The organism is Streptomyces sp. S4.7 (genome assembly GCF_010384365.1).
Lineage (GTDB): Bacteria > Actinomycetota > Actinomycetes > Streptomycetales > Streptomycetaceae > Streptomyces.
The window spans coordinates 6,609,671-6,625,297 of record NZ_CP048397.1 but is presented as its reverse complement, the minus strand read 5'-3'; the positions used below and the strand labels follow the sequence as shown (position 1 = coordinate 6,625,297).

11 protein-coding genes and 2 pseudogenes are annotated in these 15,627 nt (G+C 71.0%); 8 read left to right on the top strand and 5 right to left on the bottom strand.

The window, feature by feature from the left end:
- Positions 1–33 precede the first annotated feature (33 nt).
- The 5 genes from SSPS47_RS29455 to fdhD all read left to right on the top strand — a co-directional run bounded on the left by SSPS47_RS29455 (position 34) and on the right by fdhD (position 6,991).
- Complete coding sequence (locus SSPS47_RS29455; RefSeq protein WP_147876410.1) at positions 34–1,005, top strand: 2-dehydropantoate 2-reductase; 972 nt, start codon at positions 34–36, stop codon at positions 1,003–1,005.
- A gap of 177 nt (positions 1,006–1,182) precedes the next feature.
- Complete coding sequence (locus SSPS47_RS29450) at positions 1,183–3,156, top strand: molybdopterin-dependent oxidoreductase (protein ID WP_164253596.1); 1,974 nt, start codon at positions 1,183–1,185, stop codon at positions 3,154–3,156.
- A gap of 6 nt (positions 3,157–3,162) precedes the next feature.
- Positions 3,163–5,226, top strand: a complete 2,064-nt coding sequence (locus SSPS47_RS29445) for an NAD(P)H-dependent oxidoreductase subunit E (protein ID WP_164253595.1) — start codon at positions 3,163–3,165, stop codon at positions 5,224–5,226.
- Positions 5,223–6,083, top strand: coding sequence for a 2Fe-2S iron-sulfur cluster-binding protein (locus SSPS47_RS29440; protein WP_078074238.1), 861 nt, complete (start codon positions 5,223–5,225; stop codon positions 6,081–6,083). The genes SSPS47_RS29445 and SSPS47_RS29440 overlap by 4 nt, the downstream gene beginning before the upstream one ends.
- Positions 6,084–6,151: 68 nt before the next feature.
- Positions 6,152–6,991, top strand: coding sequence for a formate dehydrogenase accessory sulfurtransferase FdhD (gene fdhD, locus SSPS47_RS29435; RefSeq protein ID WP_164253594.1), 840 nt, complete (start codon positions 6,152–6,154; stop codon positions 6,989–6,991).
- A 510-nt stretch (positions 6,992–7,501) separates the two neighbouring features.
- Here fdhD and SSPS47_RS29430 read toward each other — a convergent pair.
- Positions 7,502–8,440 (bottom strand): annotated as a pseudogene (locus tag SSPS47_RS29430) (bile acid:sodium symporter family protein); the annotation flags it as partial.
- A gap of 257 nt (positions 8,441–8,697) precedes the next feature.
- On the opposite strand from SSPS47_RS29430, the gene SSPS47_RS29425 reads away from it, so the two are divergent.
- From SSPS47_RS29425 to SSPS47_RS29415, 3 genes are all read left to right on the top strand, one after another.
- The gene (locus SSPS47_RS29425; protein WP_203558120.1) at positions 8,698–9,612 is read left to right on the top strand and encodes a LysR substrate-binding domain-containing protein; all 915 of its coding nucleotides are present in this window, start codon (positions 8,698–8,700) and stop codon (positions 9,610–9,612) included.
- Positions 9,613–9,946: 334 nt separating this feature from the next.
- The gene (locus SSPS47_RS29420; RefSeq protein WP_164253591.1) at positions 9,947–11,746 is read left to right on the top strand and encodes an AMP-dependent synthetase/ligase; all 1,800 of its coding nucleotides are present in this window, start codon (positions 9,947–9,949) and stop codon (positions 11,744–11,746) included.
- A 99-nt stretch (positions 11,747–11,845) separates the two neighbouring features.
- Entirely contained in the window at positions 11,846–12,691 is an 846-nt protein-coding gene (locus SSPS47_RS29415; protein ID WP_164253590.1) for an aldo/keto reductase, read from the top strand.
- Here the strand turns inward: SSPS47_RS29415 and SSPS47_RS29410 are convergent.
- From SSPS47_RS29410 to SSPS47_RS29395, 4 genes and pseudogenes are all read right to left on the bottom strand, one after another.
- A complete protein-coding gene (locus SSPS47_RS29410; RefSeq protein ID WP_164253589.1) occupies positions 12,679–13,449 on the bottom strand; it encodes a hypothetical protein in 771 nt (256 codons plus the stop codon). The genes SSPS47_RS29415 and SSPS47_RS29410 overlap by 13 nt on opposite strands.
- Before the next feature lie 157 nt (positions 13,450–13,606).
- Positions 13,607–13,868 (bottom strand): annotated as a pseudogene (locus tag SSPS47_RS35690) (cupin domain-containing protein); the annotation flags it as partial.
- A 105-nt stretch (positions 13,869–13,973) separates the two neighbouring features.
- The gene (locus tag SSPS47_RS29400) at positions 13,974–14,276 is read right to left on the bottom strand and encodes a 4a-hydroxytetrahydrobiopterin dehydratase (RefSeq protein ID WP_147876420.1); all 303 of its coding nucleotides are present in this window, start codon (positions 14,274–14,276) and stop codon (positions 13,974–13,976) included.
- A 4-nt stretch (positions 14,277–14,280) separates the two neighbouring features.
- A complete protein-coding gene (locus tag SSPS47_RS29395; RefSeq protein WP_164253588.1) occupies positions 14,281–15,609 on the bottom strand; it encodes an NAD(P)/FAD-dependent oxidoreductase in 1,329 nt (442 codons plus the stop codon).
- Positions 15,610–15,627: the final 18 nt, after the last annotated feature.

Here is a 15,627-nt window from a genome sequence, read left to right as displayed (position 1 = left end):
TCAACACCCTCAAAGCGAACGGAGAGCCCCACGGTGAAAGTCGCAGTCGTCGGTGCCGGTGCGATCGGCGCCTATGTCGGTGCCGCGCTCGATCGCGCAGGCGCCGAAGTCCATCTCATCGCCCGTGGACCGCATCTGGCGGCCATGAGGCAGCACGGAGTCCGGGTGTACAGCCCGCGCGGCGATTGGACCGCGCGGGTGCACGCCACCGATCAGCCGGCCGACATCGGGCCGGTCGACTATGTGTTCCTGGGCCTGAAGGCGAATTCGTACGCGGCGTGCGGGCCGCTGATCGCGCCTCTGCTCCAGGACCACACGGCGGTCATCGCCGCCCAGAACGGGATCCCCTGGTGGTACTTCCACCGGCACGGCGGCCCGCACGACGGCCGTCGTATAGAGAGCGTCGATCCCGGCGGCTCGGTCAGCGCCGTCCTGCCGCCGGAGCGCGCCATCGGCTGTGTCGTCTACGCGGCGACGGAGCTGGAAGGGCCGGGCGTCGTACGGCACTTGGAAGGCACCCGGTTCTCCATCGGGGAGCCGGACAGATCGCTCTCGCCACGCACCAAGGAGTTCGGGGAGGCCATGCGGGCGGGCGGACTCAAGTGTCCGGTCGAGGCCGAACTGCGCGAGGAGATCTGGATCAAACTCCTCGGCAACATCTCCTTCAACCCGATCAGCGCGCTGACCCGCGCCACGATGCGGGAGATGTGTCTGCACCGAACCACCCGGGAAGTCATCGAACTGATGATGAGGGAGACGCTGCGGGTCGCCGAGGCGCTCGGCTGCCACCCCGACATCTCCGTCGAACGCCGGCTGGCCGGCGCCGAACGGGTCGGCGACCACCGGACCTCCACCCTCCAGGACCTGGAGAAGGGGAAGCCGATGGAGCTGGACGTGCTGCTCGCGGCGGTCGTCGAACTGGCCGCCATGTGCGACATCGAGGTGCCGACGCTCCGCACGGTCGACGCCATCTCCGACCTGCTGGCCCGCGGCGCGGCCGCGTAGATCCAGGAGTCCCGGTCGCCGGACGGGCTCGATCGAGCCCGTCCGGCGACCGGGGACGAACCGGCCCGCCGGGGGGACTTGGCACTTCCGGCCCACACAAAACCCATGCGCAAGGCTTCCACTTCCCACGGCCCATCGGGATACTGTATGCAATGGCGCGGCCACAAGCCATGACTCATGAGGGAGCGCAGCGTGAAAAGCAGCGCAAGAAGGCGGGATCGCACGCCGAAGACCTATGCCAGGCTCGAATACCCGCTGGTGCGGGACGAGAAGGGCGGCCCGTTCCGGCGGGCGACCTGGGAAGAGGCACTTGACCGGGCGGCCGAGGGACTGGGCGCCGCACGCGGCGCGTTCGGCATGTTCTCGTGCGCCCGTGCCACGAACGAGATGAACTACGTCGCGCAGAAGTTCGCGCGAGTGGTGATGGGCACCAACAACGTCGACTCCTGCAACCGGACCTGTCACGCGCCGAGCGTCGCCGGACTCTCGGCGGCCTTCGGTTCCGGCGGCGGCACCTCCTCGTACGAGGAGGTCGAGCACACCGATCTGATCGTGATGTGGGGCTCCAACGCCCGCTTCGCGCACCCGATCTTCTTCCAGCACGTCCTGCGCGGCATCAGGAACGGCGCGCGGATGTACGCCGTCGACCCGCGCCGCACCAGCACGGCCGAATGGGCCGAGAGCTGGATGGGCCTCAACGTCGGCACGGACATCCCGCTCGCCCACGCCGTCGCCCGCGAGATCATCCACGCGGGCCTGCACAACAAGCAGTTCATCGAGCAGGCGACCACCGGTTTCGAGGAGTACGCGGCCGAGGTCGAGCCGTGGACCCTCACCGTGGCCGAGAAGGTGACGGGCGTACCCGCCGAGGCGATCCGCGACCTCGCCCACGCCTACGCCCGCGCCGAGCGGGCCCAGTTGTGCTGGACGCTCGGCATCACCGAGCACCACAACGGCACGGACAACGTCCGGGCGCTGATCAACCTGTCGCTGCTCACCGGGCACGTCGGACGGTACGGCTCCGGGGTCCAGCCCCTGCGCGGCCAGAACAACGTGCAGGGCGGCGGCGACATGGGGGCCATCCCCAACCGGCTGCCGGGCTTCCAGGACATCCTGGAGCCGACTGTGCGGCAGAAGTTCGAGACCGCGTGGGACACCGTGGTCCAGCCCCACTACGGCCTCAACCTGACCGACATGTTCGAGGCGATGGAGACCGGCGACCTCAGGGCCGTCTACTGCATCGGTGAGAACCCGGCGCAGTCCGAGGCCGACAGCGAGCAGGCCGTGACAAGGATGAAGGCGCTCGACTTCCTCGTGGTGCAGGACATCTTCCTCACCAGGACGGCCGAGCTGGCGGACGTGGTCCTGCCCGCCACCGCGGCCTGGTGCGAGACCGACGGCACCACCACCAACAGCGAGCGCCGGGTCCAGCGCGTACGCAAGGCGCTCGACCCGCCGGGCGAGGCGCGCGAGGACATCGGGATCATCTGCGAGATCGCGGGCCGCCTCGGGCACAGCTGGAAGTTCGCGGACGCGGAGACCGTCTGGAACGAGCTGCGCGCGCTGTCCCCCGACCACTTCGGGATGACGTATGACCGGCTGGCCGAGCACCAGGGCATCCAGTGGCCGTGCCCCGACACCGAGCGGATCGAACCCACCTATCTGCACGGCAGGTTGTGGGACGCGGACCCCGCCAAGCGCGGCAGGCTCGCCCCGTTCGGCATCGTGAAGCACGACCCGCCGGTGGACCTGACGGACGATCAGTACCCGATCAGGCTCACCACCGGGCGCCGGCTCGACTCGTACAACACCGGTGTGCAGAGCGGGAGTTTCGCCTCCCCGCTGCGCCGCGGCGAGTACCTGGAGCTGTGCCCGGAGGACGCGCGGATGTACGGGGTCGAGGTCGGCGAGGAGGTCCAGATCTCCTCACGACGCGGCACGGTGCGGGCGCCGGTGTGGATCGACCGCGGACTGCGTCCCGGACTGGCCTTCATGACCATGCACTTCCCGGACGAGGTGGACACCAACCAGCTGACGATCGAGGCGAACTGCCCGATCGCCGGCACCGCCGAGTTCAAGGCCTCGGCCATCCGGATCGAGAAGTTGCCCGACAACGTGACAGAGATGTCGTCGACAGCAGTGAGGGGCTGAGAATCAGTGGACCTGCACTTCGGTGACAGCGAACCGACGGACGAGGAGCGCGCGGCGGTCGACTCGCTGCTCGGTCCCGCGACGTCGGCGTGGGAAGGCGCGGCGGACCGCTCGGACGTGGATCTGCGCTGGGCCCGCGGTGGTCGCGAGGCACGCGAGCGGCGCGACCTGCTGTTGCCGGGGTTGCACGCCGTCAACGACCGCGTGGGCTGGATCAGCGAGGGCGCGCTCGCCTACCTGTGCCGGCGGCTCACGGTGCCGCCGGCGGAGGCGTACGGCGTGGCCACGTTCTACGCGATGTTCGCGCTCAAGCCCCGCCCCGCCAAGGTGCTGCACGTCTGCACCGACCTGGCGTGCGCGGGGAACGGGTCCGCGAAGCTCTGCGCGGACCTGGAGGAACGGATGGGGGCGGCGGGCTCGGTCTCCGACGGCGTCACATGGCAGTCGAGCCCCTGTCTCGGGCTGTGCGAACGGGCCCCGGCGGCGCTGCTGTTGCAGGCGGGCACCCCGTCCGACGCCGTGCCCGCGCAGCGGGACCCCCGGCTGAAGCACGCCGGTACCCCGGCGCGGACGGGCGGTCCCAACGAGCCGGCCGGGCCCGACCGGACGGCGGGCGACGCCGGAGTCACCCCCGTCCGGGCGGATCCCGGCACGGCGGACGCGCCGAACGGGGCGGTGGTCACGCCCCTGCGGGCGCACGCCAACGGCTCATCGGCCGAATCCGCCCCCCGGCGGCAGGCGTTCGCCGTCATCGCGCCCGCCACGGTCGACACGCTGGTCGACGCCGCCACGGCTCCCGAGGACGCCCCCGAGGAGCCGTCGGCCGCCCTGGCGGTGCCGCAGGCCGGGCAGGAGGGGCTGCTGCTGCTCCAACGGGTCGGGGTCGTCGACCCGCTCAGCATCGACGACTACCGGTCGCACGGCGGATACGCCGCGCTGCGGCGGGCGTTCGACATCGGCCCGGCCGGGGTGATCCGGGAGGTCACCGACTCCGGACTGCTCGGCCGGGGCGGCGCGGCCTTCCCCACCGGGCGCAAATGGCAGGCCACCGCGTCCCAGCCCGACCGGCCGCACTATCTGGTCTGCAACGCCGACGAATCGGAGCCCGGCACCTTCAAGGACCGGGTGATCATGGAGGGCGACCCGTTCGCCCTGATCGAGGCCATGACGATCGCCGGTTACGCCACCGGCGCCCATGTCGGCTACCTCTATCTGCGCGGCGAGTACCCGCGCGCCCTGCACCGTCTGGAGAACGCCCTCACCCAGGCCCGGCTGCTCGGGTTCCTGGGCGACGACGTCCTCGGCCAGGGTTACGCCTTCGACATCGAGATCCGCCGGGGCGCCGGCGCGTACATCTGCGGCGAGGAGACGGCCCTCTTCAACTCGATCGAGGGCTTCCGCGGCGAACCGCGCTCCAAGCCGCCGTTCCCGGTGGAGAAGGGGCTGTTCGGCAAGCCGACGGCCGCCAACAACGTCGAGACACTGATCAACGTGCTGCCCATCCTGACGACGGGCGCCGAGGCGTACGCGGCGATCGGCACCGAGAACTCCACCGGGCCGAAACTCTTCTGCGTCTCGGGCAACGTCGAGCGGCCCGGCATCTACGAGCTGCCGTTCGGCGCCACACTCGGCGAACTGCTCGATCTCGCGGGCACACCGACCGAGATCAGGGCGATCCTGCTCGGCGGCGCGGCCGGCGGTTTCGTACGGCCCGACGAACGGGACATCCCGCTCACCTTCGAGGGGACCAGGGCCGCCGGCACCACCCTCGGCTCCGGCGTGGTCCTGGTCATGGACGACACCGTCGGCCTGCCCAGGACGCTGCTGCGCATCGCCGAGTTCTTCCGCGACGAGTCCTGCGGTCAGTGCGTGCCCTGCCGGGTCGGCACCGTCCGCCAGGAGGAGGCGCTGCACCGCATCAAGGACCGTACGGGCGCCGCGGCCTCGGACGACGTCGCGCTGCTGCGCGAAGTCGGTCAGACCATGCGCGACGCCTCCATCTGCGGTCTCGGACAGACCGCGTGGAACGCCGTCGAATCCGCCATCGACCGTCTGGGGGCTTTCAAGTGACCGTTGTTCCTCTTCAACTGCCGCGCCGTCTGCTGGAGTTCACACTCGACGGCGAGCCCACCCGGGTCCCCGAGGGCTCCACGATCCTGGACGCCTGCCGGGCCGCCGGCAAGGACATCCCGACGCTCTGCGAGGGCGACACGCTCACGCCGAAGAACGCGTGCCGGGTCTGCGTCGTGGAGGTCGAGGGCGCCCGTACGCTGGCGCCCGCGTGCTCACGCCGGGCGGAGGCGGGGATGAAGGTCAGCACGGACTCCGAGCGCGCCCGGACCAGCCGCAAGGTGGTCCTGGAACTGCTCGCGTCGTCGACCGACCTGTCCACGACACCCCGCGCGGCCGAGTGGATCAAGGAGTACGAGGCCAAGCCCGACCGGTTCGGGCCCGACGCGGCCCGTGTCAACGAGACGCCGAAGATCGACAACGATCTCTACGTCCGGGACCTCGACAAATGCATCCTCTGCTACAAGTGTGTGGACGCGTGCGGCGACCAGTGGCAGAACACCTTCGCCATCTCCGTCGCCGGGCGCGGCTTCGACGCCCGTATCTCCACCGAGCACGCCGTGGCGCTGCCCGAGTCGGCGTGTGTCTACTGCGGCAACTGCATCGAGGTCTGTCCGACGGGCGCGCTCAGCTTCAAGTCCGAGTTCGACATGCGCGAGGCGGGCACCTGGGACGAGTCGGCGCAGACGGAGACCACGACGATCTGCGCGTACTGCGGCGTCGGCTGCAACCTCACCCTGCACGTGCAGGAGAATGAGATCGTCAAGGTCACCTCACCGCACGACAACCCGGTGACCCACGGCAACCTGTGCATCAAGGGCCGCTTCGGTTACCAGCACGCGCAACAGCGCGGGTAACGGCACCGGGACGAGCACCGGCACCGGCACCGGCGGAGTCGGATCGAGCGAGGAAGGGGAGGATCACCGTGGGACGCGTCACCGAGCGCCGCCGCACCATCCGCATCAGGGACGGGGCTGTCACCACCCGCCCGGACACCCTGGTCGCCGAGGAGCCGATGGAGATCCGGCTGAACGGCAAGCCGCTCGCCATCACCATGCGCACCCCGGGCGACGACTTCGCGCTCGCCGCCGGATTCCTGGTCAGCGAGGGCGTACTCGGCTCGGCCGACGACGTCCGGTCGATCGTGTACTGCGCGGGAGCGACGGACGACGGCAGGAACACGTACAACGTGGTGGACGTCCAGCTCGCACCCGGTGTCCCGGTGCCGGACATCACGCTGGAACGCAACGTCTACACCACGTCCTCGTGCGGCCTGTGCGGCAAGGCCAGCCTCGACGCCGTACGCACCACGGCGCGCTTCCCGATCGCCGACACTCCCCCGGTCCGCGTCGAACCGGCTCTGCTTTCCGTCCTCCCCGACCGGTTGCGGGAGGCACAGCGGGTCTTCGACCGGACCGGGGGTCTGCACGCGGCGGCCCTGTTCTCCGAGGACGGAGAACTCCTCGACATCCGGGAGGACGTGGGCCGCCACAACGCGGTCGACAAACTCGTCGGCCGGGCACTCCAGCAGGGTCTGCTGCCCCTGTCACGGGTGATCCTGCTCGTGTCGGGCAGAGCGTCCTTCGAACTCGCCCAGAAGGCGGTGATGGCCGGTATCCCGGTCCTGGCGGCGGTCTCCGCACCGTCGTCACTCGCCGTCGACCTCGCCGCGGAGGCCGGGCTGACCCTGGTCGGCTTCCTCCGCGGCCCCTCCATGAACGTGTATGCCGGCGACGAGCGCGTCGCTCTCCACAGCGAAGTGTGACGCGCTGCCGCGGCACGGGATACACGGGACAAGGCCCCGGCCGGCGGGGAGCGCCCCCTGCGCCGGCCGGGGTCCCTCCCCCTTTTGTTTTTGGGCTCGGTTCGCCTCCGGGGCGCTCTGAGTCGGTGTCGACGGTCGACCGTGCTCACCCCCTCGTCCCTCGGGGCCTCCGCGCGCTCTCCCTCTCGACACCGCCGCGCCCCTTCGGCTCACTCGCCGCAGTCTTCGCCCGCTGTTCAGGCCCGCACGTTCAGCTCGGTTCACCTCGAAGACGCCTCAAGCCGACATCGACGGTCGACCGTGCTCACCCCCTCGTCCCTCGGGGCCTCCGCGCGCTCTCCCTCTCGACACCGCCGCGCCCCTTCGGCTCACTCGCCGCAGTCTTCGCCCGCTGTTCAGGCCCGCACGTTCAGCTCGGTTCGCCTCCGGGGCGCTCTGAGTCGGTGTCGACGCCCGCACGGGGGTAGGCCGGTCCGTGGATGGGGCGTCGGACAGGGTTTCGGCGGGCAGGGGGTCGCGTGAGCGGCGCTTCGCGATCATCGCGCAGACCACCAGTTGCAGCATGTGGAACAGCATCAGCGGCAGCACCGCGAGGCTGGCCTGCGCGCCGAACAGCACGCTCGCCATCGGCAGACCGGCCGCGAGGCTCTTCTTCGACCCGGCGAACTGGATCGCCACCCGGTCCGCCCTGTCGAAGCCCAGTCGGCGCGCCCCGTACCAGCTGACCGTCAGCATCGTCGCGAGCAGCACTACCTCGACCGCGAACAGCGCGCCGAGCCGCCCCGGAGTCACGCGGTTCCAGACACCGGCCACCATGCCCTGGCTGAAGGCCGTGTAGACGACCAGCAGGATCGATCCGCGGTCCACCCGGCCCAGCAGCGTGCGGTGCCGGGTGAGGAATCCGCCGACCCAGCGGCGCAGCAACTGCCCCGCCACGAAGGGCAGCAGCAGCTGCGCCACGATCCGCAGCAGTGAGTCGGGCGAGAACCCGTTGGCGCCGCCGCCGAGCAGCAGGGCGGCGAGCAGCGGTGTCACCACGATGCCCGCGATGCTGGAGAAGGACCCCGCGCAGATCGCCGCCGGCACATTGCCGCGTGCCATGGAGGTGAAGGCGATGGACGACTGGATCGTCGAGGGCACCAGGCACAGGAAGAGCAGCCCGCTGTAGAGCTCCGGTGTCAGGGCGAAGGGCACGAGCCCGCGCGCGGCCAGCCCCAGCAGCGGAAACACCAGGAACGTGCAGGCCAGGACGGTCAGATGGAGCCGCCAGCTCTTGAGACCGTCCAGCGCCTCACGGGTGGAGAGCCGGGCGCCGTACAGGAAGAACAGAAGCGCGACCGCGCCGGTCGTCGCCCCGCCGGCCACGTCCGCCGTGGTACCTGACGCGGGCAGCAGCGCCGCGAGGGCGACCGTGCCGAGGAGGGCGAGGATGTACGGGTCGACCGGCAGACGCGCGAACCTGCGCCACCCCGAACGGGGGGACGGCGCGGCCGGGGACGGGGAAGGGGCCCGGCGACGGCGGAAGGGGCGCGGACGGGGGGACGGTGTGCGGCGGTTCATGTGCTCCACTGGTTCTTGCCGTGCTCTGGATCTTGTCCGGGTTCCGGGACGGATCGCGCGCTCTCCATCGTCCAGGCTCCGAGCTTGATCGGGAATCCCGCATACGGCTCTGACTGTCATCACGTTCCGCGATGACGGGAGCTACCCTGGTCCGCATGTACGACCCCGCCCAGCTCCGCACCTTTCTGGCCGTGGCACAGACCCTGAGCTTCACGCAGGCCGCCCGGCGGCTGGACGTACGGCAGTCGACGGTCAGCCAGCACGTACGGCGGCTGGAGGCGGCGGCCGGGGACCGGCAGCTCTTCACGCGGGACACGCACAGCGTGGAGCTGACCGAGGACGGCGAGGCCATGCTCGGCTTCGCCCGTACGATCCTCGCGGCCCACGAGCGGGCGGCGGCGTACTTCTCCGGGACCCGGCTGCGGGGCAGGCTCCGCTTCGGCGCGTCCGAGGACTTCGTCCTGACGCGGCTGCCCGAGATCCTGGAGTCGTTCCGCACCGACCACCCCGAGGTCGATCTGGAGCTGACCGTCGAACTCTCCGGCACGCTCCACGAGCGGCTGGCGGCCGGCGAGCTGGATCTGGTGCTGGCCAAGCGCCGGGGCGGCGACACGCACGGCGAGCTGGTGTGGCAGTCCACGCTGACCTGGATCGGGGCGCCGCGGCTGCGGATCGACCCCGAGCGTCCGGTGCCGCTGATCCTGTTCCCCGCGCCCGGCATCACGCGCGCCCGCGCGCTGGAGGTGCTGGAGGCGGACGGCCGGGCGTGGCGCATCGCCTGTACGAGCGCGAGCCTGAGCGGGCTGGTCGCGGCGGCCCGCGCGGGGCTCGGCGTGATGGCCCACACCCGTGGTCTGATCCCGCCGGGTCTGGTGCCGGTGCCGGCCCGCGCGGGGCTGCCGGAGCTGGGCGATGTGGACTTCGTGCTGCTGCACGGAAGGCGCGGGCACGGGCGGCGGGCGGGCGCCCCGGGAGGGGCCGACCGGAGCCCGGCGGAGGCGCTCGCCGCCGCCATCCTGGCGGGCGGCGACCGGCTGCACCGCCCCGCCGGCGCGCGCTGACGCGCGCCACTCACGGCTCACGCACCACATCCGCGACCGGCGAGAACCCGCCACGCCGAGGCGCTGGTACAGGCCAAGTCCGCCCCGCCCGGAGGGGACCGTAAGCGCACCGTACAGATTCGGTGGAGATTCCCCCCAAGCGCACTTACTCTACGGTCAGAAGCTCGCCCGGCAACTCTCCCCGGAACCCCTTCCACGCCTCTGACCTGGTGCGATACGGCAAGACACCACTTCCGTCCGCTCCCTCCCGCCGAACCTCCCCTTGGGGTACCGTCACGGCGCCGTGCGGAGCGCCACAAGGAGCAGGTCATTGCGCGAGTTCACTGTCCGACCCATGGCGTCTGCGCCCCATGTGGGCGGGCTGGCGGACGCCGTATTCGATCACGCCCTGGCCGATCCCGACCGTGTCGCGCTCGGCCGCAAGGGCCCCGACGACATCTGGCGGGACGTGAGTTCGGCCGAGTTCCGCGACGAGGTGCTGGCCCTGGCGAAGGGATTGCTGGCACACGGCGTCCGGTTCGGTGACCGTGTCGCGATCATGTGCCGCACCCGGTACGAGTGGACGGTCTTCGACTTCGCGCTGTGGTCGGTCGGCGCCCACTCCGTGCCGGTCTATCCGACGTCATCCGCCGAGCAGGTCTTCTGGATGCTGTACGACGCCGAGGTGTCCGCCTGCGTGGTCGAGCACGAGGACCACGCGATGACCGTCGGCTCGGTGATCGACCGGCTCCCCCGGCTCAAGCGGCTGTGGCAGCTCGACGCGGGCGCGGTCGCCGAACTGAACGCCGCCGGCGCCGACATCGACGACGACGTGGTGCACCGGCACCGCCGCGCGGTGACACCCGACTCGACGGCCACCGTCATCTACACCTCGGGCACCACCGGCCGCCCCAAGGGCTGTGTGATCACGCACGCGAACTTCGTGTTCGAGACGGACACGATGATCGCCCGCTGGGAGCCGGTCTTCCACTCCAAGCGCGGTGACGAGGCGTCGACACTCCTCTTCCTGCCCCTCGCGCACGTCTTCGGCCGCATGGTCGAGGTCGCCGCGATCCGGGGCCGGGTCAAGCTCGGCCACCAGCCGGTGATGCGGGCGAACGAACTGCTGCCGGATCTGGCCGCGTTCCGGCCGAGCTTCATCCTCGCCGTGCCCTACATCTTCGAGAAGATCTTCCACGCCGCACGCCGCAAGGCGGAGCGCGAGGGGAGGACGGGCGCCTTCGACAAGGCCGTTGACGTGGCGGTCAAGCACGCGGAGGCGATGGAGCACAAGGCGTTCGGGATCGGCCCGGGCCCGTCGGCGGCGCTGCGGATCCAGCACCAGTTCTTCGAGAAGGCCGTGTACTCCAAGGTGCGCGCCGCGATGGGCGGCCGGGTGCGGCACGCGATGTCGGGCGGCTCGGGCATGGACCGGCAGCTCGGCCTGTTCTTCGAGGGCGCCGGCGTCACGGTCTTCGAGGGGTACGGCCTGACGGAGTCCAGCGCGGCGGCCACGGCCAACCCGCCGGAGCGGACCCGGTACGGGACGGTCGGCCAGCCCATTCCGGGGACGACGGTGCACATCGCGAAGGACGGCGAGGTGTGGCTGCACGGCGAGCACGTCTTCGCCGGCTATCTGAACGACCCGAAGGCCACCGACGCCGTCCTGCGGGACGGCTGGCTCGCCACGGGCGACCTCGGAGCGCTCGACGAGGACGGCTATCTGACCATCACCGGGCGGAAGAAGGAGATCCTGGTGACGTCGGGCGGCAAGAGCGTGTCGCCGGCCGGCCTGGAGGAACGCGTACGGGCCCACCCGCTGGTCGCGCAGTGCATCGTGGTCGGCAACGACCGTCCGTACATCGCCGCGCTGGTCACCGTCGACCAGGAGGCCGTGGACCACTGGCTCGCGATGCGGGGCAAGCCGCCGCTGCGGCCGGTGGACCTGGTGCGCGACCCGGATCTGGAGCTGGAGGTCCGGCGCGCGGTGGTGGCGGCCAACACGCTCGTGTCACAGGCCGAGTCGATCCGTACGTTCCGGATCCTGGCGCATCCCTTCAGCGAGGAGCACGGGCTGCTGACACCGTCGCTGAAGCTGAAGCGCAAGGCGATCGAGACGGCGTACACGATCGAGGTGGACGCGCTCTACCGCTGACGAGTGGAACGGCCGACGAGTGGGAACGCGGGAATGCGGGCGCGCCCCTGTTCGTTGGGGCCCCTGAGAAGCAACCGACGACGTAAGGATCGACCGCACGTGAGTAAGGTCCCCACCCTCACCCTCACCCTCAACAACGGCGTCGAAATGCCCCAACTGGGGTTCGGTGTCTGGCAGGTCCCCGACGACGAGGCGACACGGTCGGTCGGTACGGCCCTGGAGGCCGGCTACCGCAGCATCGACACAGCGGCGATCTACGGGAACGAAGAGGGCACGGGCAAGGCGATCGGCGCCTGCGGGATCGCCCGCGAAGACCTCTTCGTCACCACCAAGTTGTGGAACGGCAAGCAGGAGACCTGGACGCGGGACGGTGTCCTGCGCGCGTTCGACACGTCCCTGTCGAAGCTCGGTCTCGACCATGTCGACCTGTATCTGATCCACTGGCCGCGCGCCGTGCGCGACGACTACCTCACGATCTGGCGCGCGTTCGAGGAGATCGCCGCGACCGGCCGGGCCAGGGCGATCGGTGTGTCCAACTTCCAGCCCGCGCACCTGCGGCGGCTGCTGGACGAGACGTCGGTGGTACCCGCGGTCAACCAGGTTGAGCTGCACCCGCTGTTCCAGCAGGACGAGGTCCGCGCGGTCAACGCGGAACACGGCATCGTGACGGAAGCGTGGTCGCCGCTCGGCTCCGGCAAGGGACTGCTCGAAGTCCCCACGGTGCTGGCGATCGCCCACAAGCACGGGCGGACGGCGGCGCAGATCGTGCTGCGCTGGCACCTTCAGCTGGGCAACGTGGTGATCCCGAAGTCCGTGACGCCGTCCCGGATCAAGGAGAACTTCGAGCTGTCCGGCTTCGAACTGGACGCGGAGGACCTGGCGGCGCTCGCGGCGCTGGACTCCGGCACCCGCCTGGGCTTCGACCCGGACACCTACGACGGCTGAGCACCCGCGTTGTCCTCAGCCGCCGGACGGACCCGGTGGTTCTTCGCGGTCCGTCCGGCGGCCGGTCCGACCTCGGTCGCCGGACAGGCCGCGTTCGCGGTCCGTCCGGCGACCGAGGACAGGCGCGACCCGCGCGCCACGCTCCCCCCGTGCCCATCCAGCTCACGCCCGAGCAGCGTCAGCCCCACGAGGAGGCAGATCATGCCCGCGGGCACGCTCCAGTGGTTGCGGCCGAAGCCCATGCCGACCGCCATCACCACCGTCCCGGCGGTCACCAGCGCGGCCGACGCGGGCGTACCGCGCCGTACCACCGCGGCCAGGACCGCGAAGACGACGAGGCCGACGAAGATCACCTGCGCACCGATGCCGTAGACGACCGTCTCGGCGCCGGGAATGTCCTTCACCCCGGCGAAGGCGTCCTTGAGTTCGGCGCTGTTCGCCGAGGTGAAGCCGCCGACGAGGTCGATGGCGAGCTGGACGATGTTCGCCAGCGCGCTGAGCAGCACGATCCCGACGCTCGCGGCCAGCGCGATCCGCTGCCCCGTGGTCCGCGCCCCGCTGATCTCACGGAAGCGCAGGCTCATCGCGGCGAAGAGGACGAACCCCGCCAGCCACACCGCGTGGGCGGCCGTCCACCAGCCGCCCGGCTCGGACCGGCCGTCGATCGGCCGCATCAGCAGCCAGCCGCCGAGGAAGAGCGCGGGCGCCGCCGCGAACAGCACACTGGTACCCGGGCGCTTGGTGTTCGTCAGGTTCATGCTCGAACGTTCCCGGCGGCCCGATGTCACGTCACTCGGGGCGGCACCCGAACGCCCCTAGGGCTTTCCCCCGGTCGCCGACTCCGGTTTCCCCGTGCGGTGTTCCTGCGGGCTGATGCCCCGTACCCGCTTGAAGGCCGCGCTCGCCGAGCTTCGTGGACTGGGCGAGCGGTTCGCCGCGCAGGGTGTGGCAGGTGCCGCCGGGCGCCGGGACCGATCAGGGCGTGCGGCGTACGGCCGGGGACGTCGGTGACGGTGTACGCCTCCGGGCCCCGCACGATCCGGATGTCGCCGGGGCGCGGGACGACGGGCTCGGTGCCCGAGTCGTGGACGAGCCATGCCTCGCCGCGTGTGACGCACATCAGACAGATCGGGGCGCGGTCCTCGATCCGTCCGGACCACGGCGGTTCCATCACCATGCGCGGCAGGAAGGCCCCTCGCGCCCGGGGTCCGTCGAGAAGTCCGGCGAGTGCGTCCGTACCGGCCAGATCAGAGGCGCCTTGTGAACGGCCGGAGACCGTGTCTCAGCTCGCGCCGTGCGTGGGCGCGATCTCCTCGACCCGGGCGGCCAGGTCGAAGTCGCGGTCCGTGATCCCGCCGACGTCGTGCGAGTTCACGGCCAGGTCGACGGTGTTGTAGCCGAGGGTGAGATCGGAGTGGTGGTTCAGCTCCTCCTGGATCCGCGCGACGTGCAGGACCATCGCCGCCGCCGCGAAGTGGTCGGCGAGCCGGTAGCTCCGGGCGATCTTGCCGTCCTCGACGGACCACTCGGGCAGCGCCTTGAGCCGGTCCTCGATCTCCTGGGACGTCAGGGAGTCCTTCGCCATGGGGTCACTCCTTACGAGGTCCGCCGGGGACCCTCGCCAGTTCGGGGGACGCGGTGTCGAGCGGCACGGTGTAGGAGCGTACGAGTCCGAGTTGCACGCCCTGCCGGGGCAGTACCGCGTCCAGTATCCAGTCCGCCGCGACGCGGACCCGGTTCCCCGGCATGGCCGCCAGATGGTAGCCGCGGGTGACCGCTCCCGCGAGCGGGCCGGAGAGCGGCACGCCGAGCGGGTTGGCGGCGGCCTTGACCCCGCCGAGATCGACGAGGAAGCCGAGGTCGTGGTGGGAGTACGTGCGCGTCTCCCCGTGGCCGAGGGACGCGGCCACGTTGTGGCCCGCCACCCTGCCCTGGCGGGACGCGTGCTGCGCGGTCATCGGGGTGCACTGGCCCGGCCTGGTCAGATCGGGTACGGCGGCGGCGTCGCCGCACGCGAAGACCTCGGGGTGACCGGGGACGCCCAGCCGCGGGTCGACCCGCAGCCTGCCGCGTTCGACGGGCAGTCCGACCTCGCTGACCAGCGGGTCGGGCCGCACGCCGACGCACCAGACGAGGGTCCGTGTCTCCACGAACTCCCCGTCGTCGAGCTGGACACCCCTCGGTGTGGCCTCCGTGACGGACGTGCCGGTGCGGATGTCCACGCCCCGCCCGCGCAGTACGCGGTGGGCGGTCTCGGAGAGCCTGTGGTCCAGTTCGGGCAGGATCCTGGGCGCGATGTCGACGAGCAGCCAGCGTGGGGCGGGCCGCCGCTCGCGGCCGGGCTGTTTGCGGACCAGGGCGTCGGTGTAGAGCTTGCCGTGGGCGGCGACCTCGGTGCCGGTGTAGCCCGCGCCGACCACGACGAAGGTGGTGCGCGCCCTGCTCACGGCGCTGTCGTCGGCGGCGGCGAGTTCTATCTGGCGGGTGACGTGGTCGCGCAGGTAGAGGGCCTCGGGCAGGCCCCGGAAGCCGTGGGCGTACTCGGCGACGCCGGGGACCGGCAGCAGTTTGTTGACGCTGCCGACGGCGAGGACGAGCCGGTCGTAGGTCAGCTCGCCGGTCTCGCCCTCGGGGCCGGAGTACCGAACGACCCGTTCCGTCAGGTCGACGTGGTCCGCCTCGCCGAGTACGACCCGTACCCGGGGCAGCGCCCCCGGCAGGGAGACGGTCACCCGGCGGGGCTCCAGGATCCCGGCGGCCACCTGCGGCAGGAGCGGGAGGTAGAGGAAGTAGTCGGTCGGGTTGAGCAGGACGACCTCGGCCTTGTCCCGTACGCTCCGGCAGAGCGTACGGGCGGCCTCGAACCCGGCGAATCCGGCTCCCACGACAACGACACGCGGACGGTTTGCACGGCTCACGTTCGACTCCGAACTGTG

What these genes read in the sequence shown, in the direction of transcription:
- SSPS47_RS29450 (WP_164253596.1), top strand. Translation starts at nt 1,183, where the DNA reads ATGAGGGAGCGCAGCGTGAAAAGCAGCGCAAGAAGGCGGGATCGCACG.
- SSPS47_RS29420 (WP_164253591.1), top strand. Translation starts at nt 9,947, where the DNA reads ATGGCGTCTGCGCCCCATGTGGGCGGGCTGGCGGACGCCGTATTCGAT.
- SSPS47_RS29410 (WP_164253589.1), bottom strand. Translation starts at nt 13,449, where the DNA reads ATGAACCTGACGAACACCAAGCGCCCGGGTACCAGTGTGCTGTTCGCG.
- SSPS47_RS29400 (WP_147876420.1), bottom strand. Translation starts at nt 14,276, where the DNA reads ATGGCGAAGGACTCCCTGACGTCCCAGGAGATCGAGGACCGGCTCAAG.